Genomic DNA, 18,761 nt, shown 5'->3' on the forward strand with positions numbered 1-18,761 from the left:
CGATCATTTAGATCAAAAAGAAGATGTAACTTTACGCATTATCATTTATGAGTTGGATAAAGCTTATTAGGAGATTATCTTGTCATTTCTTTTATCTCGTAAATCTATCGTTACCCAATGGATGGTAGATCCCGCCCCAAGCAAAGAAGATATTAATTACATGCTTCGTGCAGCCGTCACTGCGCCAGACCATGGATGGTTACGCCCATGGCGTTTTATCGTGATCGAAGGCGAGGCAAGACATAAGCTATCTGACCTTTTTATAGAATCACTCAAAAAACGAAATCCTGACGCAACTGCGGAACAGCTGGAAAAAGAAGGTAGTCGCCCCAAACTGGCACCACTCGTCATCGTTGTCTGCTCTGTCATGACAGATGAAAAACCCGGTGTACCGAAAAATGAACGAGTTCTTTCCGCAGGCGCAGCAGCTCAAAATATCATGCTTGCTGCTCATGAGCGGAATTATGGAGCAATCTGGCTTACTGGAAATGCTGCCTATGATCAAAATGTCAAACAAGGATTAGGTCTTGAGGACAATATGGATATCATAGGCTTTCTCTATGTTGGTAGTGTCGAGAGAGATGTAAAAGAACGTAAACGCCCAGATCCGGAAGACTTCACAATTTATTGGAAATAAATTAGATCGTAATGGCAGGGCTTCGATCATAAGTCCTGCCGATAACAATCATCATAAACGCTGCAAATAATAAAGCAGTGTTGCCCCGCTTGCGAGTATAGCGACAAGCCATAACAACAATACCCACAAACTAGGACCATTTTTCTTTGCTGCCTTAGCCTTAGGTTTTACAGCTTGGCGAGGGCGTTTTTTCAGGGCTTTGCGTTCTGACCGATCAACCTTTGCAGCTTCAGCCTGATGTTTCGCTGTTCGATTATCCCGATCAGCAACAGTGGTCTCAAAAATTACTCGTTCTCGACTGGAATTACTATCTTCATCAAACGTTTCCTGTACCACTCGCACAGCAGAAAACCGTTTGGAATCATACAATCTTTTCGCTGTAGACAGTGCCATGTCCTTATCATCAAGAACGCACTCAAGCACCCACCGATTATTCTGATATGTATCAACTTCGAAAGAAACAGCCTGAGGCATCGCGGCTAAAACCTTTATTTGTTCGTGACTTTTCGGCAATTCGCACCACCAAAGAGTGCATCAACAAATTCATCATCCGATGATAAAGGCATTAACGTACTACGATAAAGAAGCTTATCCCCACCGTCCATACACTCACCACCAATACTCACAGGAACCCCCAATTCCATCACTCTTGGCATAAAGCGTGCTGCCTGCTGAATAAGGCTATCATCAGGAGTAGCGCTTACCTCTTTACCAATCAACGGTTCACGATCAGCCGGCCAAATCAAAGATCCGATATGATGAAAGGTTGCGTCTTCACCTTCATCCCCCAGCAAAATCAAGAAGCACCAATCCCAGTCGTCTCCGAGTTCGGATGCTTTAATGTCATCCAGACTTGGCATTTTCCGACCGTTTTTTTTCTTCTCCCAGTAATCAAGCAGGCGAAAAACGAGACGTCTTTCGATACCTTTATATTCTGCCATCAAGACAACCTTTTGATTTCATGACCAATTTGCACCACTTTTAAGTAACATCAAAATGGTAAACAAATGGTCAAACATCTATTTTTACCTTTATTTGATCTAAGCTGAATTCACTCCTTACCTTCTTTGCAGAATTAATATTGCCTGGGTACCAGCGATCACTTACAACGAACAAAGATTAATTTTGATTTATTCAAGCTGGTATTATGACAGAGAACTCAAAAATCAGTATTATTGGCCTAGGTTACGTCGGCCTACCACTGGCTATTCATTTGGCAAAATATTACAAAGTTACAGGTTTTGATATAAATCAGAACCGTATCTCGGAACTTCTAGACGGTTTTGATCGCACAGGCGAAATCGAAACACCTGATTTACGAAATTCGACTCTTCATTTAACAAGCGATAAAACAGAAATCAGAGATCACAATGTTCATATCGTGACTGTTCCAACACCCGTTGACAGCACAAACACACCTGATCTCACGCCTGTAAAAATGGCATCTGAAACTGTTGGCGGTTTTTTAAAAAAAGGTGATATCGTTGTTTATGAAAGTACTGTCTATCCTGGCGTAACCGAAGATATATGTGGCCCTATTCTCGCCAAATGCTCAGGTTTGGAATGTGGAAAAGACTTTTTCCTCGGCTATTCCCCCGAACGAATAAACCCAGGAGATAAAGAGCATACCGTTGATAATATCACAAAGATCGTCGCGGGGCAGACCCCGGAAGTAGCTCAAACACTTAAAAGCATCTATGGCACCATGAATGGCGACAGAATATTTGTAGCAAAGAACATTAAAACAGCCGAAGCAGCAAAAGTAATTGAGAATGCACAAAGAGATATCAACATCGCATTCGTAAATGAAATCGCCGTTATCTTCCAAAAGCTAGGCATTTCAGTTTATGACGTTTTAGAAGCCGCGGGCACAAAATGGAACTTTCTAAACTTTCAACCAGGCCTTGTCGGGGGGCATTGTATTGGTGTTGATCCATACTATCTTGCTCATTGTGCAACAGCGGCAGGACACGATCCAAAAGTTATCTTGTCAGGACGTTCAACCAATGAGGCAATGAGCAAAGCGGTAAGCAATGCCATCCACAACACAATACTTGCCAGAGATCCCGGCATACAAAAGCCTCGAACTCTTGTCCTTGGATTAACCTTTAAAGAAGATGTGCCGGATCTACGAAACACAAAAATAACTGATATTGTTAATGACTTGAAAGAATTGGGACATGAAGTGGATGTTCATGATTCCATGGCAGATCCTCTGGAAGCCAAACAGTTTTTTGATATAGAGCTAAAACCATCTCTCGAAACTGACGAACCTTATGATTGTGTAATTGGTGCTGTTCCTCATAATGGATACAGAGCACTCACGAACACGAACATTCAACAAATAATCAAACCAACTGGCTTGATTGCTGACATGAAGGGAATGTGGAGAGACCGTCGCTTCGATAATGGATACGGATATTGGTGTCTCTAAAGAAGACTTTAAGAGGCACCAGTTTATCAACATTCAGCATAGAGATGTTAAGTTACTCATCATGAACACCATGGCGAGAAATTTTAATGTCTCTGTGAAGCCATACAGACATTACAAGTCCAAGCCCCATCATAACGGTCAACATCACAGTTCCACCATATGAAATAAGGGGTAAAGGAACACCAACCACAGGGACCAACCCCATGATCATGGCGATGTTGATAAAGACATAAAGAAAAAGATTAAAGGTCAAACCAATCGCCAATAGCCGGCCAAACTGATTTCTTGAGCGCAAAGAAATCGCCAAACCATAAATCATCAAAAGCACATAGAGGCCCAAAAGAACAAGTCCCCCGACCATTCCAAACTCTTCAGCAAGCATCGTAAAGATAAAGTCAGTTTGCTTTTCGGGTAAAAAGTTCAAATGACTTTGCGATCCTTGAAGAAAGCCTTTCCCGAAAACGCCCCCTGATCCAAAAGCAATTTTGGACTGATGAATATGATACCCTGTCCCCAGAGGATCCTGCTCGGGATTTAAAAAGATTAAAACGCGATTTTTTTGATAGGTATGCAAGAACTGCCACCCAATAGGTATCGCAGCCAGACCAGAAACAACCACGACGGCAAACTTCCAAAGCCGCACGCCAGCACAAAAGAAAACAGCCCCTGATGCCATAACGAGCATCCCGGTTGTGCCCAAATCAGGCTGTCTCAAGACAAGTACAGAAGGGGTAAAAACCATAACTAAAGGAATAATCAGAAACGTAATTCGTCCGATATCCTCTTGTGAAACGCCATGAAAATACCGAGCCAAAGCGAAGACAATCGCTATTTTCATCAGTTCTGATGGCTGTAACTGAATAAACTTAAGATCAATCCATCGCTGCGCGCCCATTCCGACACTGCCCATAACCTCAACGCCGACTAAAAGAACTAAGGCAGCAAAGTAAAACAGGTAACTAACACGGAACCAAAAGCGTATATCCACCAAAGCCACAGTAACCATCAAAACAAAGCCAACAGCAAAGCGGATCGCCTGCCTTGAAGCCCAGGGATCAAAACTGGCGTTTGCAGCAGAATAAAGCATTCCCAAGCCAATTGAGGCAATCATACAAATGAGAACAATCATCCCCCAGTTTAACTGCCAGAGTTTTTGACCAAGAGTAATTTCAGGGTTATGTCGTCCAAGATAATGAGGCTGCTGACCCATATTTATGACTCTCCAGCCAAATTAATCATTTCTGCACTTTGCTCCAAAGGTAAAGCTGTCGTACGCGCAGGATCTCTTCGCTGTGTTTCTCGTAGAATATCACGTGCAATCGGTGCTGCGCTTTTTGAACCACCGCCATGCTCAACAATGACAGCACAAGCATAACGGGGATTATCAACCGGGGCATAGGCTACAAACAGGCCATGATCTCTACGACGCCATGGTAGATCTTCGTTTTTGAAAATTCCGGCTTGCCTTTCCGCAAGTGTAATTCTGCGGACCTGCGCTGTACCTGTCTTGCCAGCTAGCTCCCAACCTTCATCTTTTATACGATATTTATAAGCTGTACCACGAGGGTTATTCGAGACAGCATCCATGCCCTGATAAATCATCTTCATATGCTCTGCTGGAATTCCCAGGTCCTCAAATTCTGGAACAGGATAGGCTACGGTTTTCTCACCTTCCCGATACCCTCGCGCAAGGCGTGGTACCACTTTTTTACCGCCTGAAGCTATTCTAGCCGTCATAACACCTAACTGAAGTGGAGTTGCAAGCACGAACCCTTGCCCAATAGAGGTGACAAGTGTCTCTCCTCCTTGCCACGGCTCTCCTATATTAGCCTCTTTCCATGCCTTCGTCGGAATAACACCAGAACGTTCGCCAGGTAAATCAATGCCAACCTTCTCGCCCAGGCCGAACTTGTTTGCCATTTCCGCAATCTTATCAACCCCGATGCGCCGGGCAACATCATAGAAATAGATATCACAGGAATGCTGTAATCCTTCTATCAAGTTGACCGTGCCGTGCCCTCCACGCTTCCAGCAATGGAAACGTGCATTTCCAAGCTTCATAAAACCGGGGCAATAGGCCGTATGGCTCAAAGCGCCAATACCCTCTTTCATTGCAGCCAAAGCAACCACCATCTTAAAGGTTGATCCCGGTGCATAAGTTCCGGCTATTGCTTTGTTCGTCAACGGTGTATAGGGATTATTAATCAACCCGTTCCACTGTTTGTTACTTAGACCAAGATTAAAGGCACTTGGATCGTATCCGGGTACAGATCCCATAGCGAGAACATCCCCGTTTTGAATATCAAGGACAACACTCGCTGCAGATAGCTCACTCATCAATCTTTGCTGGACAAATGTTTGCAGGCCAGCATCAACCGTCAGGATCATTTCCCGACCACTACCACCTTCATTTCTTGAAAGTTCCCGAATGACACGACCATATGCATTGACTTCAAATTCACTGGTACCCGCTTGTCCGCGCATATCATCATCGTGATATTTCTCTATACCGCTTTTACCAATCCTAAAACCCGGAAGTTCCAGTAATGGATCGCCAGTTAGCTCTTTCTCGGAAACAGCTGCTACGTAGCCTAAAATGTGGGACATATTAGCACCGTAGGGATAGAACCGGGTTTCACCAACTTCGATACTTGCCCCAGGCAAGTCCGCTGAATTCACTTCAATACTGCTAACCTGATCCCAGCTCAGATTATCTTTCACGGTAACCGGCACAAAACCTCTTTTGCGTTTTACATCGCGAAGGATACGTTTGTAGTCATGCTCAGAAAGCCTGATAAGCTTAGCCAGGGCATCCAGAGTTGCCATAAGATCAGGTGTCTGCTCTTTGACCACAACAACTCGGAAATTTTGCTGATTGTTTGCGACTTCGACACCAAAGCGATCAAGAATATTACCGCGCCTAGGGGGCAATAAACGAAGATTAACACGATTATCTTCAGCCAAGGTTTTATACTTCTCAGCCTCGATAACCTGCAGATAATACATACGGCCAACAAGTGCAGACAACAATGCCGCCTTCCCACAAGAAAGCATCAGTATTCTGCGTGTGAAACCTTTATGACGGTCCTGGTCTTCGTGAACCATCGGCATAAACTTAATTCCTAATCCTTGAGTAACGTTCGCTGAATCAAGGCAAAAATCCATGAAAAAGCAGGGTATACAGCAACAGTCGTCAGGTTTTGAAAGATCACTGGCCTATAATCAGGAATACCCGGTTCCAACAAGTATATTAAGACCCATTTAAATAGAAAAGCCAAACTGGAAAGAATAAAGAAATTAATCCAAAGTGCTGAGAAAGACGCGCTAACAAGAAACTTACGCTGACCATTTAATGCGAGGCAAAACAGCAGGAAAATTAAGGGGCCAACACCCAGCAAAATACCAGACAGCAGATCATGTATGAAAGCCAATCCGAAAACAGCCCATATCGGCATCAAATCAGGACGGTATAATGTCCAATAAAAAACAGAAATCAGCAAGATTGAGGGAACAACCTCGGCCAAGCTTGGAATACGTAAGGGAACAAGGAATAATACAGTAAGCAGAAGCGTAATCGTAAAAGGACAAGCAGAACGGGCTAATCCATCAATACGTTGCCAGAAGGTCGGGTTCACTTTTGTCCCTCGGCCCCGCTATCCGAGTACAAAATATCCAGATTTTGCTTCAAGCCATAATCTTCCAAGCGTAAAAACTCTAGATGGCCCCAGTCGGCATAAGGTCGTACTTTAATTGCAACATCCGTCAAGGAATGTACAACTCCGACAGGCAGCCCGGCAACGAAACCACCGCCTTGACCAGAAGTGTATATCGCATCCCCAACTTTTACATCAGCACCTTCGTCAAGATAAAGTAGTGATGGAGAAGGAGAGTTATCCCCAGCCAAAATCGCTCTGGATCTCGAAGACCCGACAAAAACAGGAATACGGCTACTCAGATCTGTCAAAAGAATGACACGCGAAGAATGGCGACCAACTTCTGCCACACGACCAGCCAAACCAAGACCAGTCATGGCCGCTTGACCTTTTGCAATTCCCTCTAGACTACCAGCATTGACAACAACAGAACGCACAAAAGAGCCACCCTGATCTGCAACAACCATCGCTGTTGTTATGCTTGGAGCACGTGTAGGAGCAAGATTTAACATTCCACGCAGGGAAGCGTTTTCACCTTGCAGCTTGGCAGCAGCAATTTGCCAACGACGTAGATTTTCATTCTGACGTCGCAATTCCTCATTTTCGGATTTCAGAGCAACATAGTTTTGAGCAGTTTCAATCGTATCACTGATCATAACAACAGGACGATTGGCGATCTCCATTAAAGGAGACACCCCGTCAACAACGGCAGTACGCACTCGTTCAACGCCAACATTTCCCGTTTTAGCTAAAACTATCAATGCGATAGCGACAACAATCAAAACAGCATAAGCAGAACCGTGAAGCCACGCCTGAACAGGCGTTGTCACATGACTGATGGCTCCAATCCTCTTATTCAAGTTCTGCTCCTGTTACATTTAACATGAGATAACTGCCACAAACCTTTGAAAATATTCTATATACTATACACCAAAAAGTTAAAAAATAACTTTTAAATTGGTGAAAACACAAAATAATTTCAAATTTGACGTTAATACATCTGAATGAGAACGTGTTGAAGTGTTTTCCAATCTTCCAGGCAACGACCAGTTCCCATAGCAACACAGCTAAGAGGGTCATCAGCAATGGATACAGGCAAGCCAGTAGAGGCGCGTAAAACATAATCAAGGTTACGCAGCAATCCGCCACCACCGGTCAAGACAATACCCTTATCGACAATATCGGCTGCAAGTTCCGGTGCTGTATGCTCAAGAGCAACTTTCACAGCCTCAACAATACCGCCAACTGGCTCAGCAAGGGCTTCAGCAATTTGACGCTCTGAGATGATCAACTCTTTAGGCACGCCGTTCATAAGGTCGCGGCCTTTGATTTCCATTGTCATGCCTTCACCATCTTCTGGCGGGCAAGCTGATCCGATTTCCTTTTTAATCCGTTCAGCAGATGCTTCACCGACAAGAAGGTTATGATTACGACGGATATAAGCGATAATCGCTTCATCCATTTTGTCACCACCAACGCGAACAGATCTGGAATACACAATCCCGCCAAGAGAAAGGACAGCAACCTCTGTTGTTCCACCACCGATATCAACAACCATAGAACCGGTTGGTTCGGTTACAGGAAGCCCGGCACCGATTGCAGCGGCCATTGGCTCTTCGACAAGATGAACTTCGCGTGCACCAGCAGATTCAGCGGATTCCTGAATGGCACGACGTTCTACCGCAGTAGAGCCGAAGGGAACACAAACAACAATTCTTGGGCGCGCAAACGAACGGCGACCATGCACCTTGTGAATAAAGTGTTTGATCATTTCTTCTGCGACATCAAAGTCAGCAATAACACCATCGCGCAATGGTCTAATAGCCTGGATGTTACCCGGTGTACGACCAAGCATTAACTTGGCTTCATCACCAACAGCAAGAACTTGTTTCTTGCCTTTCTTCTCACCGATTGCAACCACAGAAGGTTCATTGAGGACAATGCCCCGTCCCTTCACATATACCAAGGTGTTGGCGGTACCGAGGTCAATGGCCATATCGGTAGAAAACATGCCAAACAAAGAGACCATGAATTAGCTATCCCTAAATTTCAAACGTCATACACAATTATGCGAGGGATACTCCTGCAAAGCACACTTTGCAAGGCACTGCCCCGTAATGTTTGGAGAAAGTCACAAAATTCCCCCCGAAACAGAATGTCCCGATGGTCGGGTACAATAACACTTTTCACGCGTTGTGAAAGGCCGAAAATCGCAGTTTGTTTACTCTTTCTCGATTTCCTTGTTATCACCCTGTATTTAGATCAATCCCCCCACGGACATATCGTGCAAAGAAAGAGCTTTAAAGATGGTTAACAAATCGCAACAAACACAAAAAAAGGCGAGATAAACCCGCCTTTTCTCTAATAGATCAAAGAAAATTAATTCTTTTCTTTGTCAACAAGCTTGTTAGCACCAATCCATGGCATCATCGCACGCAGGCGAGAGCCAACTTCTTCGATTGGGTGCTCGGCATTCAAACCGCGTGTCGCTTTAAGTTCTGGCTGGCCAGCTTGATAGTCCAAAACAAACTTCTGAACAAAACGACCAGACTGAATGTCAGCAAGAACACGCTTCATTTCAGCTTTTGTTTCGTCAGTAATAATACGTGGGCCAGTTACATAGTCACCAAATTCCGCTGTATTGGAGATGGAATAACGCATATTTGCCATACCACCTTCGTACATCAGATCAACAATGAGCTTCACTTCGTGCAAGCACTCGAAGTAAGCCATTTCAGGCGCATAACCAGCTTCGGTAAGAGTTTCGAAACCAGCTTTAATGAGGTCACATAGACCACCACAAAGAACTACCTGCTCACCAAAGAGGTCAGTTTCACACTCTTCACGGAAAGTCGTTTCAATCACACCAGAACGACCACCACCAATAGCAGAAGCATAAGAAAGTGCTATTTCCTGTGCGTTACCAGAAGCATTCTGATGAACCGCAATCAAGCACGGCACACCACCACCTTTTAGGTATTCACTACGTACTGTGTGGCCTGGGCCTTTTGGTGCGATCATGAAGACATCAAGGTCAGCACGTGGTTCGATCAGCTTGAAGTGAACATTCAAACCATGTGCAAAGACGATCGCGGCACCTTCTTTGAGGTTTGCAGCAAGGTCAGCGTTGTAAAGAGCCGCTTGGTTTTCATCAGGTGTCAGAATCATAACAACGTCTGCCCAAGCAGCTGCATCAGCCGGAGCCATAACTTCAAAACCAGCAGCTTCAGCTTTAGCAGCTGAACCAGAACCCGGGCGCAGTGCTACACGCACATCTTTAACGCCACTGTCTTTCAGGTTGTTAGCATGGGCATGACCCTGGCTACCGTAACCAACGATTACAACCTTCTTACCTTTAATCAGATTTACATCCGCATCACGGTCATAATAGACACGCATCGCTTATTCCTTCCTTACTGTAGCTATTCATAGCTATATCAAATAGAAAATCTCGTGGGTTGTATCGCCTAGAGCGCCTTTGCCCCGCGGGAAATGGCTACAACACCTGTCCGACTGACATCAATCAGCCCTAAGGGTTGCATTAGATCAACAAAGACATCCAGCTTGTCACTTTTGCCTGTCATTTCAAAAACAAAGTGATCGTGACTGGAATCAACTACACGGGCACGGAAAATATCCGCAATCCGTAAAGCTTCAACACGCTTTTCACCAGCACCAGCAACCTTGATCAAAGCAAGTTCTCTTTCAACAGAAGTCCCTTCCTTTGTCAAATCACGGACGCGATGAACAGGAACAAGACGCCCCAACTGGGCCTTAATTTGTTCCAAAATCTGGGCTGTACCAGATGTTACGACTGTAATCCTAGAAAGACCGTGCGCGACATCTACTTCGGTCACAGTCAAGCTTTCAATGTTATATCCTCGACCTGAAAACAGGCCAATAACTCTGGCGAGAACGCCAGGCTCATTATCAACAAGAACCGCTATCGTACGGCTTTCAATATTTGTATCCATCGGCGCCATGGGACGCATATCCTACTAATAGTTTTTGTCACAATCTATTTCGCGTTACCTCTCAAAAAGTAACACGAATAACAAATCAATCCGCGATTAGACGAGAACCATTCCTTCTTCGGAAATTGGCTTCGCAGCTGTATCTTCAGGGCCAAGCAACATTTCATAATGTGCTGCACCTGATGGTATCATCGGATAGCAGTTTTCTTCTTTTGCGACCTGACAATCAAAGATAACCGGCTCGGGGCAGTCAATCATTTCCTGCAGCATTTGATCCAGGTCTTCTGCCTTTTCACAGCGCATCCCTTTCAACCCGAAAGATTCAGCCAGTTTCACCAGATCAGGCAATGCATCTGAATAGCTTTCAGAATGACGGTTCCCATGAAGTAGCTGTTGCCATTGGCGTACCATGCCCATCCACTGGTTATTCACCACAAATATCTTAACAGGTAACCTGTACTGAGCAATTGTCCCCAGCTCTTGCATATTCATCATGAAAGAAGCTTCGCCGGAAATATCAATAACCAGATCCTCACGGTGCGCAAGCTGAGCACCAACTGCCGCCGGAAGACCATAACCCATCGTCCCCAATCCACCAGATGTCATCCACTTCTTCGGCTCATCGAAATGGAAATATTGTGCGGCCCACATCTGATGCTGGCCCACTTCTGTGGTAATATAAGGTTTACGATCTTTGGTTAGCTCATAGAGACGCTTAATCGCATGTTGAGGCTTGATAATTGGGCCATCCTGAACATAGCCAAGACAATCTTTCGCACGCCATTCATCGATACGAGACCACCACGCCTTTAGAGATTTGGCATCAAGAGAATGCTTCTTTTCTTTCCAGATCCGAAGCATCTCTTCAACAACACGCCCGGCATCACCAACAATCGGAATGTCCACCATGACATTCTTGTTGATAGAGCTCGCATCAATATCAATATGAATTTTCTTTGAATCTGGTGAGAACTCATCGATAACACCGGTAATACGGTCATCAAAACGCGCACCAACGTTGATCATGACATCACAGTTGTACATGGCAAGATTGGCTTCGTATGTGCCATGCATACCAAGCATGCCGACAAACTGTTTATCTGTCCCCGGGTAAGCCCCAAGCCCCATCAACGTTGTCGTACAAGGCGCGCCCGTCAAACGAACAAGCTCGGTCAAAACTGTTGAGGCAGAAGACCCTGAGTTAATTACGCCACCGCCAACATAAAAGATTGGCCGTTTTGCATTCGCGATCAACTCAACAGCTTCGTTAATGTGATCTACTTCACCGTTTATTTGTGGGCGGTAGCTTCTGTGTTTCACATCTTCCGGCGCAAGATAACTATCAATCTTACCTTGTTGAACATCTTTTGGCAGATCAATAACAACAGGACCGGGGCGGCCATTTTGCGCAACATAAAATGCTTCGTGCATTGTGCGAGACAAACTCTCGATATCACGAACAAGATAGTTATGTTTAGTACAAGGGCGTGTAATACCTGTTGTATCAGCCTCTTGAAACGCATCGTTTCCGATCAAATGTGTTGGAACCTGTCCTGTAAGACAGATCAAGGGAATTGAATCCAAAAGAGCGTCCGTCAGACCAGTCACAGCATTTGTTGCGCCAGGACCGGATGTGACGAGGACCACACCGACTTTACCAGTAGATCTTGCGTATCCTTCCGCTGCGTGCACCGCACCACCTTCTTGACGAACGAGAACATGTTTAATGTCGTTCTGTTTGAAGATCGCATCATAAATCGGTAGCACTGCACCGCCAGGATAGCCAAACACGGTGTCCACACCCTGATCTTTCAGGGCTTTGATCACTATTTCCGCGCCGGTAAACTGTTCGGTCGCCATTGGTTTCATTCCTCTCAAACAACTGGCTTTTCAATGATGTGCAATCCTAACTCCAATGCCTGTAACAAGAAAAGGAGTAAAAGGCCAAGATTCTCTAGCCTTTCTTTTTGGTTGCGAGCGCGAAAACTAGCCTCTTAGCAAGAAGGGGTCAAGCCGCTTTGGCGAATAAAATTAAAAAAATCACCCCGTAATCTTTCCGAATATTTCTCATTTACGATTTTAGCGTCATTATATTGTGTTCTGATCCATGTCATCTGCCTTTTTGCATAACGACGGGTGTTTTGCTGCGCACGCGAAATTGCGTTTTCCAGACTCACCTTTCCCTGAATATATTCAGCTAGTTCCGGTACCCCCAAAGCCTTCATAATTGGCAATGAAGGATCAAGGGACAGCGCAAGAAGATCTTCGATTTCTTTTAAACCATCCAGATCCAACATAATCTCAAATCGTTTGTTGCAGTTATCGTAAAGATCTTCGCGGGGCGGCACCAAAGCAAAACGGATAAAATCATAATCAGGCACTTGTCCCTTAGCTTCTCTTTGCCAATGCAAAAGCGATTTTCCAGTATAAGAGGCAACTTCCCAGGCTCGCGCCAATCTCTGACTGTCACCGGGGTTAAGTTTCTCGCCTATTTCAGGATCAAGAAGAGAAAGTTCAGCTTTAAAAGCCTCCCCCCCAATCTGTGCTAAACGGGCTCGCCCCTTTTCTCTAATAGCATCAGGAATATCAGGAATCTCGGCGATCCCCTTTTCCAGTGCCCGGATATACATCCCCGTGCCACCGACAAGGATTGGTATTTTCCCCTGTTCATGTACCTGATCAATTTCACGAATAGCCAGAGTTCGCCACTGTTCAACAGAACATCTTCGGGCACCAGAAAGGCTGCCATATAAACGGTGAGGTACCTTTTCCAATGCAGCCTGATCCGGGCGCGCCGTGATCACATCAAGCTCTTTGTATATCTGCATGGAGTCAGCGTTAATAATCTCACCATCCAGCGCAAGTGCTGCATCAACACCCAAAGCTGATTTCCCACTGGCGGTCGGTCCTGTAATGACAATTACTTTAGGCTTATCGTTGATCACGTCTGACTTCTCTGCTTTAACAAGGTCTATCTGGTTCCTACTATAACCTGATCTGAAGAGCCACAAAAACAAATCAGAACCCACTAATCAGACCCGAGGTCACGTCCCAATGCGTTTTGTTGCCACCCTTGTTGCCCGCCCGAATAGCTCCCTGCTTGATCATGCAACGGTTCAATCAATTTCTACATGCCTGACAGAACATGGTGCATCGTTAGAAGAGCAGGACTGGCTCTCAGACGGGGAAGCATGCGATATTTTCTTCTCAGGCCTCACAGTTAGGGAAGCCAAGGAACTTATATCACAGGAATTGTTGGGCAGTTCTTTTGATTTTGCCGTTCAGGAAACAGCAAATCGACGTAAAAAGTTGCTCGTTGCGGATATGGAATCGACCATTATCGATCAGGAAATGATTGATGAGCTTGCCTTACGCCATGGAATAGGCGACCAAATAGCCAAAATTACTGAGCGTTCGATGCACGGAGAGTTAAATTTTGAAGAGTCTCTAAGAGAAAGAGTAGCCCTTCTAAAAGATATTCCTGAAAGCGAACTCTCAGAAATATCAAGTCTGATGGAATTAAATCCGGGCGCTGATACTCTTGTCAAAACCATGCGAAAACATGGTGCCTATACGGCACTGATCTCAGGGGGTTTTACGTTTTTCACAGCGCAAATTCGAGATCTCTGTCAATTTAATGAAGACCGAGCCAACACACTTAACATTAAAAACGGCAAACTGACTGGCACAGTAACCGAGCCCATTCTGGGGAGAGAAGCCAAACTGGAAGCGACAGAAGACCTTATTCAAAAACTGGGAATTACCCTGAACGATGTTTGCGCGGTTGGCGATGGCGCCAATGATCTAGCCATGTTGTCAGCTGTTGGCATGGGCGTTGGTTACCACGCGAAACCAATCGTACAGGAGACTGCAGAATATCAGGTCAAACACACTGATCATCTGGCCCTCCTCTACTATCAAGGCTACAGCAAAGAAGATTTTGCCTGAAAATTTTCAGTATCCCGAAGAAGGCCATAACAAAGGGCGTCACCGATAAACGGGACGCCCTTTTCATAAAAAAGTACTCTGTTTACGAATCAAGCTTGATTGCAACCCAGGAATATTCGCCTTGTTTGAAGACCAACAGAGTAACAACTCTGAAGCCAGCGTCTTTGGCTTTACCAACAAGTGATGCCACCTGTCCTGGATCAGAAACTTCTTCCTGATCGACTTCGACGATAATATCACCCGGACGCAAGCTTTTCTCCGCTGCACTGCTATTGGGAACAACATCAGTGATCACGACACCGTTAACGCTGTCGTTCAATTTAAAGCGCTGTCTGGTGTCTCCATCAAGCTTACCAAGATAGAGACCAAGATCATCGACCTTACTTGTCTTACGTTCATTTTTTTTCTCGGACTTGGAAGGTGCAACCGCAGCGACAACATCATCATCCAGTTGGCCGAGGTCAACCTGAACCGTTTTACGTTTTCCTTTGCGCCAGACAACGACATCAACTTCACGACCAATCGGAGTTTCAGCCACCATCAGAGGAAGTTTGCGCATTTCAGGAACTTTGCGACCATTGAATTCCAGAATAACATCACCTTGCTTGATACCAGCTTTCTCGGCCGGACCACCTTCGGCAACAGAGGCAACCAGCGCCCCGCTTGCCTCATCCAAACGCAGACCTTCGGCCAATTCTTCAGTTACAGTTTGAATGTGCACACCAAGCCAGCCACGTCTGACTTCACCGTGAGATTCTAGTTGCTCAATAATATTCTTCGCCATAGTCGAAGGTATAGAAAAACCAATACCCACTGAGCCACCTGATGGGGAATAGATTGCAGAGTTAACACCGATAACTTCACCGTCCATGTTGAAGAGTGGGCCGCCAGAATTCCCACGGTTAATCGCGGCATCTGTCTGAATAAAGTTATCATAAGGACCAGAGCGGATATCACGTGAATGCGCCGAAATGATACCAGCAGACACAGAGCCGCCGAGACCAAAAGGATTTCCAATCGCGAGAACCCAATCACCAATCCGGGATTTGTTAGAATCACCCCACTTGGTTTCCGGAAGATCAATTTTTGTATCAACCTTTAACAAAGCTAAATCAGTTTTTTGGTCTGTACCAATAATTTCTGCGTCAAGAACTGTACCATCCTGCAAGCGAACAGCAACTTCGTCTGCGCCTTCAATCACGTGATGATTAGTTACGATCAAGCCATCTGAGTCGATAATAAAGCCTGAGCCCTGAGCTCCACCGCGACGAGGCTGTTGAGGGCCTCGTCCTCCTCTACGTTCAAAGAAGTCACGGAAAAATTCTTCAAAGTTTTCACCTTGAGGAATTTGTTGATCTCCGTCGGTTTGCTCACTCGGCTCAATCGTCTGCGTTGTGATAATATTAACAACTGAAGGCAACAGCTCTTCAGCCAAATCAGCAAAGCTATCCGGCGCTGAACGGGCCTTCGCCGCAGCAGCCATTGAAAGCATCCCAATAGCAACAGTCACACCAACAAGCCATTTTTGTATATTGTGACTATTGGTTACAGCTTCCGCCACTGCCACCGAGCGGTTGATTGTATAATCCGCTTTTTTTATCATTCGTGATTTCTCCAACAATTCTTGCCGCACGAAGCGACTAACGAATATTTATGCTCAAACCAATCAGTTTCAAGCTATGTTGCCTCTGACGATGGGGGACGAAATGGGCGTAATTGTGACTTCCGCGTGACATTTCGCTCTTTATTGCCCCTTTAATCCCTTCACTATTAAAGCCGTTATCTAAACAGATCTGATAATCCAGATCAGAAAAACACCAATAACCGCACAACTCAACCCACCGACACGCAATGCACTTGGCGACATATCGTCTAAAAGTTCCAACAATTGCCGTAACCGATGGGGAAAAAGCGATAGAAAAACCCCCTCAATGACAAGTACCATTGCCAAGGCCGTTAGAAATTCAGTCATATCAAAATCACTACTTTTTCATCAAATATCAGGGTCAATATCTACCACAAAAAACGGCGATACCCCGAAAGATATCGCCGCCTTTATAATCATTAAATCAACTTATTCAGCTGATTTAGTCGGTGCATTCACGCCAGAGAAGAATTCAAAGAAATCACTATCCGGTGAAATCACCATATAGGTTCCTTTGGTGGCTAACGCCTCTTCATATGCCTGCATGGAACGATAGAACTTGAAGAACTCTGGATCTTGCCCGTAGGCATCGTTCAAGATTTTTGTAAGAGCTGCATCGCCCTGACCACGAAGAATTTCAGATTCTTTTTTGGCTTCCGCCGTCAGAACTGTCACTTCACGATCAGCGCTTGATTTGATTCGTTGCGCCAACTCAAAACCTTGGGCACGAAATTCAGCCGCTTCTCTTTCACGTTCCGTTTTCATACGAGCAAAAACAGCTTGGCTTGTTTCATTTGGTAGATCAGCACGGCGGATACGAATATCCAGTACATCAATACCAAAACGCTTAGCCTGCTCATTCACATGCTTTTTAACTCGCGCCATAAACACATCACGCTCTGGAGACAGCACGGTGCTCAAAGTTGCTTTACCAAGTTCGCCACGAAGACCCGCATTAACAATTGTTCCCAAACGTGCACGTGCACCATCTTCAGAACGAACTGTTTTGAAAAACTGTAGGGGATCATCAATTTTATAGCGGGCGAAAGCATCAACCAGTAGAGGCTTCTGATCTGAAAGGATCATACGCTCGACAGGTGGGTCCAGATTTAGGACACGCTTTTCATACTTTTGCACATCTTGCCATGGAAGCTTCCATTCCAACCCTGGCTCGGAAACCGTTTTGATTGGATTACCAAATTGAAGAACCATCGCCTGTTCGCGTTGGTCCACAGTGAAAAGCATACTGCTCGCAAGAAACGCAACAGCAATGACAACAACTCCAACAATGAGAGTAATTTTATTATTCATAATACTAACTCCCGATCTTATTGGCTATTTTTACGAAGTTGATCAAGCGGCAGGTATGGCACAACGCCATCCTGCTCAGATCCCAAAATCACCTTATCGGTTGTCTTGAGAACTTTTTGCATCGTTTCAAGATACATCCGTCGTTTGGTCACTTCTGGGTTTTGTTTATATTCACGATAAACTGAAAGGAAACGATCAGCTTCACCAGTCGCTTCATTTACAAGACGTTCTTTATAAGCTTCAGCTTCCTGAATTTGTCTTTGCGCTTCACCACGAGCACGCGGGATAATGTCATTGCGGTATTTCTCCGCTTCATTACGTGCTCTGTCTTTATCCTGCAAAGAACGTTGTACATCATCAAAAGCATCAATCACAGCCGCTGGAGGCTGAACGTTCTGAAGCTGAACCTCTGTAATCAAAATACCTGCTTCATAATCATCAAGGATAGACTGCAAAAGAACTTGTGTCTGTGACTGAATGTCATCACGCGCTTCGGTCAATGCCGGCTGAATATCTGTTCGACCAATAACTTCACGTAGCGCTGACTCTGCCGCAATTTTAACCGTTGCTTCCGGCTCGCGAATATTAAACAGGAACTGCCCAGGCTCTGCGATCTTCCACTGAAGGGTCAGATGAATATCAATAATATTCTGGTCCCCGGTCAGCATCAAACTCTCTTCGGCAACAGCTCTGGTCTGTGTACGTCCACCCGTATTGTTTCCACGGAAACCAATATCAATCTGATGAATGGTTGTGACTTCCGGCGTTAGGACTGTCTGGATTGGATAGGGATAATGCCAGTTCAAACCAGCTTCTGTTGTCTTCACCCACTTACCAAACTGAAGGACAACACCCTGTTGGTTTGGTTGAACACGATAAAACCCGGATGCAAGCCATAGAAGCAAAACAACACCGAGGATAAAGACAAAGCCTTTACCGCTGAATCCACTACCACCTGGGATCATTTCTTTAACCCGGTCCTGACTCTTTCGAATCATATCTTCTATATCTGGTGGTCGTTGTCCACCACCACCGCCGCTATTACCACCGCCCCAAGGGCCGCCGCCGCCAGAACCTTTATTTTCCCAAGGCATCTATTTTCCCTGTGTTAATCAATTAATAATGCAAACGAATTTGCTTGAATCTGTCACTAAATGCA

18 protein-coding genes are annotated in these 18,761 nt (G+C 45.1%); 3 read left to right on the top strand and 15 right to left on the bottom strand.

The genetic code is table 11. The features are described from left to right. Positions 1-79 precede the first annotated feature (79 nt). Positions 80-637 (top strand): nitroreductase, encoded by a 558-nt coding sequence (locus D9A03_RS18170; RefSeq protein ID WP_120498650.1) that lies wholly within the window; start codon positions 80-82, stop codon positions 635-637. A 51-nt stretch (positions 638-688) separates the two neighbouring features. Here the strand turns inward: D9A03_RS18170 and D9A03_RS18175 are convergent, their stop codons facing one another. Together D9A03_RS18175 and D9A03_RS18180 are read right to left on the bottom strand one after the other, a co-directional pair. Then, a complete protein-coding gene (locus D9A03_RS18175) occupies positions 689-1,111 on the bottom strand; it encodes a hypothetical protein (protein ID WP_120498651.1) in 423 nt (140 codons plus the stop codon). Between the two features lie 14 nt (positions 1,112-1,125). Then, the gene (locus D9A03_RS18180) at positions 1,126-1,578 is read right to left on the bottom strand and encodes a hypothetical protein (RefSeq protein WP_120498652.1); all 453 of its coding nucleotides are present in this window, start codon (positions 1,576-1,578) and stop codon (positions 1,126-1,128) included. Positions 1,579-1,784: 206 nt separating this feature from the next. On the opposite strand from D9A03_RS18180, the gene D9A03_RS18185 reads away from it, so the two are divergent. Then, positions 1,785-3,071 carry a nucleotide sugar dehydrogenase gene (locus tag D9A03_RS18185; RefSeq protein WP_120498653.1) on the top strand — a complete coding sequence of 429 codons (1,287 nt, stop codon included), beginning with the start codon at positions 1,785-1,787 and terminating at the stop codon, positions 3,069-3,071. 52 nt (positions 3,072-3,123) lie between these two features. Here the strand turns inward: D9A03_RS18185 and rodA are convergent, their stop codons facing one another. The 9 genes from rodA to miaA form a co-directional block, all read right to left on the bottom strand. Beyond that, complete coding sequence (gene rodA, locus D9A03_RS18190) at positions 3,124-4,281, bottom strand: rod shape-determining protein RodA (protein ID WP_120498654.1); 1,158 nt, start codon at positions 4,279-4,281, stop codon at positions 3,124-3,126. Between the two features lie 2 nt (positions 4,282-4,283). Next, entirely contained in the window at positions 4,284-6,182 is a 1,899-nt protein-coding gene (gene mrdA / locus D9A03_RS18195; RefSeq protein WP_120498655.1) for a penicillin-binding protein 2, read from the bottom strand. An 11-nt stretch (positions 6,183-6,193) separates the two neighbouring features. After that, positions 6,194-6,706 carry a rod shape-determining protein MreD gene (gene mreD / locus D9A03_RS18200; RefSeq protein ID WP_120498656.1) on the bottom strand — a complete coding sequence of 171 codons (513 nt, stop codon included), beginning with the start codon at positions 6,704-6,706 and terminating at the stop codon, positions 6,194-6,196. After that, positions 6,703-7,584, bottom strand: coding sequence for a rod shape-determining protein MreC (gene mreC, locus D9A03_RS18205; protein ID WP_120498657.1), 882 nt, complete (start codon positions 7,582-7,584; stop codon positions 6,703-6,705). Before mreC ends, mreD begins: the two co-directional genes overlap by 4 nt. Before the next feature lie 131 nt (positions 7,585-7,715). Then, entirely contained in the window at positions 7,716-8,753 is a 1,038-nt protein-coding gene (locus tag D9A03_RS18210; RefSeq protein ID WP_046509031.1) for a rod shape-determining protein, read from the bottom strand. Between the two features lie 350 nt (positions 8,754-9,103). Next, positions 9,104-10,123 (bottom strand): ketol-acid reductoisomerase, encoded by a 1,020-nt coding sequence (ilvC, locus tag D9A03_RS18215; protein WP_120498658.1) that lies wholly within the window; start codon positions 10,121-10,123, stop codon positions 9,104-9,106. Between the two features lie 68 nt (positions 10,124-10,191). Next, positions 10,192-10,698, bottom strand: coding sequence for an acetolactate synthase small subunit (ilvN, locus tag D9A03_RS18220; RefSeq protein WP_218044028.1), 507 nt, complete (start codon positions 10,696-10,698; stop codon positions 10,192-10,194). A gap of 96 nt (positions 10,699-10,794) precedes the next feature. Then, a complete protein-coding gene (locus tag D9A03_RS18225; RefSeq protein ID WP_120498659.1) occupies positions 10,795-12,558 on the bottom strand; it encodes an acetolactate synthase 3 large subunit in 1,764 nt (587 codons plus the stop codon). 134 nt (positions 12,559-12,692) lie between these two features. Beyond that, the gene (miaA, locus tag D9A03_RS18230; RefSeq protein WP_254055091.1) at positions 12,693-13,643 is read right to left on the bottom strand and encodes a tRNA (adenosine(37)-N6)-dimethylallyltransferase MiaA; all 951 of its coding nucleotides are present in this window, start codon (positions 13,641-13,643) and stop codon (positions 12,693-12,695) included. Between the two features lie 109 nt (positions 13,644-13,752). Between miaA and serB the strand changes: the two genes are divergently transcribed. Further along, complete coding sequence (gene serB / locus D9A03_RS18235) at positions 13,753-14,646, top strand: phosphoserine phosphatase SerB (RefSeq protein WP_120498660.1); 894 nt, start codon at positions 13,753-13,755, stop codon at positions 14,644-14,646. A gap of 82 nt (positions 14,647-14,728) precedes the next feature. Here the strand turns inward: serB and D9A03_RS18240 are convergent, their stop codons facing one another. The 4 genes from D9A03_RS18240 to hflK all read right to left on the bottom strand — a co-directional run bounded on the left by D9A03_RS18240 (position 14,729) and on the right by hflK (position 18,696). After that, positions 14,729-16,249, bottom strand: a complete 1,521-nt coding sequence (locus tag D9A03_RS18240) for a DegQ family serine endoprotease (RefSeq protein WP_120498661.1) — start codon at positions 16,247-16,249, stop codon at positions 14,729-14,731. Positions 16,250-16,429: 180 nt separating this feature from the next. Beyond that, positions 16,430-16,618 carry a DUF2065 domain-containing protein gene (locus D9A03_RS18245; RefSeq protein WP_120498662.1) on the bottom strand — a complete coding sequence of 63 codons (189 nt, stop codon included), beginning with the start codon at positions 16,616-16,618 and terminating at the stop codon, positions 16,430-16,432. Positions 16,619-16,720: 102 nt separating this feature from the next. Continuing rightward, entirely contained in the window at positions 16,721-17,602 is an 882-nt protein-coding gene (gene hflC, locus D9A03_RS18250; protein WP_120498663.1) for a protease modulator HflC, read from the bottom strand. Between the two features lie 17 nt (positions 17,603-17,619). After that, positions 17,620-18,696 carry an FtsH protease activity modulator HflK gene (gene hflK / locus D9A03_RS18255; RefSeq protein WP_120498664.1) on the bottom strand — a complete coding sequence of 359 codons (1,077 nt, stop codon included), beginning with the start codon at positions 18,694-18,696 and terminating at the stop codon, positions 17,620-17,622. Positions 18,697-18,761: the final 65 nt, after the last annotated feature.

Source organism: Kiloniella sp. EL199 (assembly GCF_900313065.1).
In the GTDB taxonomy this organism is placed as follows: domain Bacteria; phylum Pseudomonadota; class Alphaproteobacteria; order Kiloniellales; family Kiloniellaceae; genus Kiloniella.

Bases quoted from the DNA above. Each gene is read 5' to 3' on its own strand.
- D9A03_RS18175 (WP_120498651.1), bottom strand. From the start codon at position 1,111: ATGCCTCAGGCTGTTTCTTTCGAAGTTGATACATATCAGAATAATCGG.
- D9A03_RS18180 (WP_120498652.1), bottom strand. From the start codon at position 1,578: ATGGCAGAATATAAAGGTATCGAAAGACGTCTCGTTTTTCGCCTGCTT.
- D9A03_RS18185 (WP_120498653.1), top strand. From the start codon at position 1,785: ATGACAGAGAACTCAAAAATCAGTATTATTGGCCTAGGTTACGTCGGC.
- rodA (WP_120498654.1), bottom strand. From the start codon at position 4,281: ATGGGTCAGCAGCCTCATTATCTTGGACGACATAACCCTGAAATTACT.
- mrdA (WP_120498655.1), bottom strand. From the start codon at position 6,182: ATGCCGATGGTTCACGAAGACCAGGACCGTCATAAAGGTTTCACACGC.
- D9A03_RS18210 (WP_046509031.1), bottom strand. From the start codon at position 8,753: ATGGTCTCTTTGTTTGGCATGTTTTCTACCGATATGGCCATTGACCTC.
- ilvC (WP_120498658.1), bottom strand. From the start codon at position 10,123: ATGCGTGTCTATTATGACCGTGATGCGGATGTAAATCTGATTAAAGGT.
- ilvN (WP_218044028.1), bottom strand. From the start codon at position 10,698: ATGGATACAAATATTGAAAGCCGTACGATAGCGGTTCTTGTTGATAAT.
- D9A03_RS18225 (WP_120498659.1), bottom strand. From the start codon at position 12,558: ATGGCGACCGAACAGTTTACCGGCGCGGAAATAGTGATCAAAGCCCTG.
- serB (WP_120498660.1), top strand. From the start codon at position 13,753: ATGCGTTTTGTTGCCACCCTTGTTGCCCGCCCGAATAGCTCCCTGCTT.
- D9A03_RS18240 (WP_120498661.1), bottom strand. From the start codon at position 16,249: ATGATAAAAAAAGCGGATTATACAATCAACCGCTCGGTGGCAGTGGCG.
- D9A03_RS18245 (WP_120498662.1), bottom strand. From the start codon at position 16,618: ATGACTGAATTTCTAACGGCCTTGGCAATGGTACTTGTCATTGAGGGG.
- hflC (WP_120498663.1), bottom strand. From the start codon at position 17,602: ATGAATAATAAAATTACTCTCATTGTTGGAGTTGTTGTCATTGCTGTT.
- hflK (WP_120498664.1), bottom strand. From the start codon at position 18,696: ATGCCTTGGGAAAATAAAGGTTCTGGCGGCGGCGGCCCTTGGGGCGGT.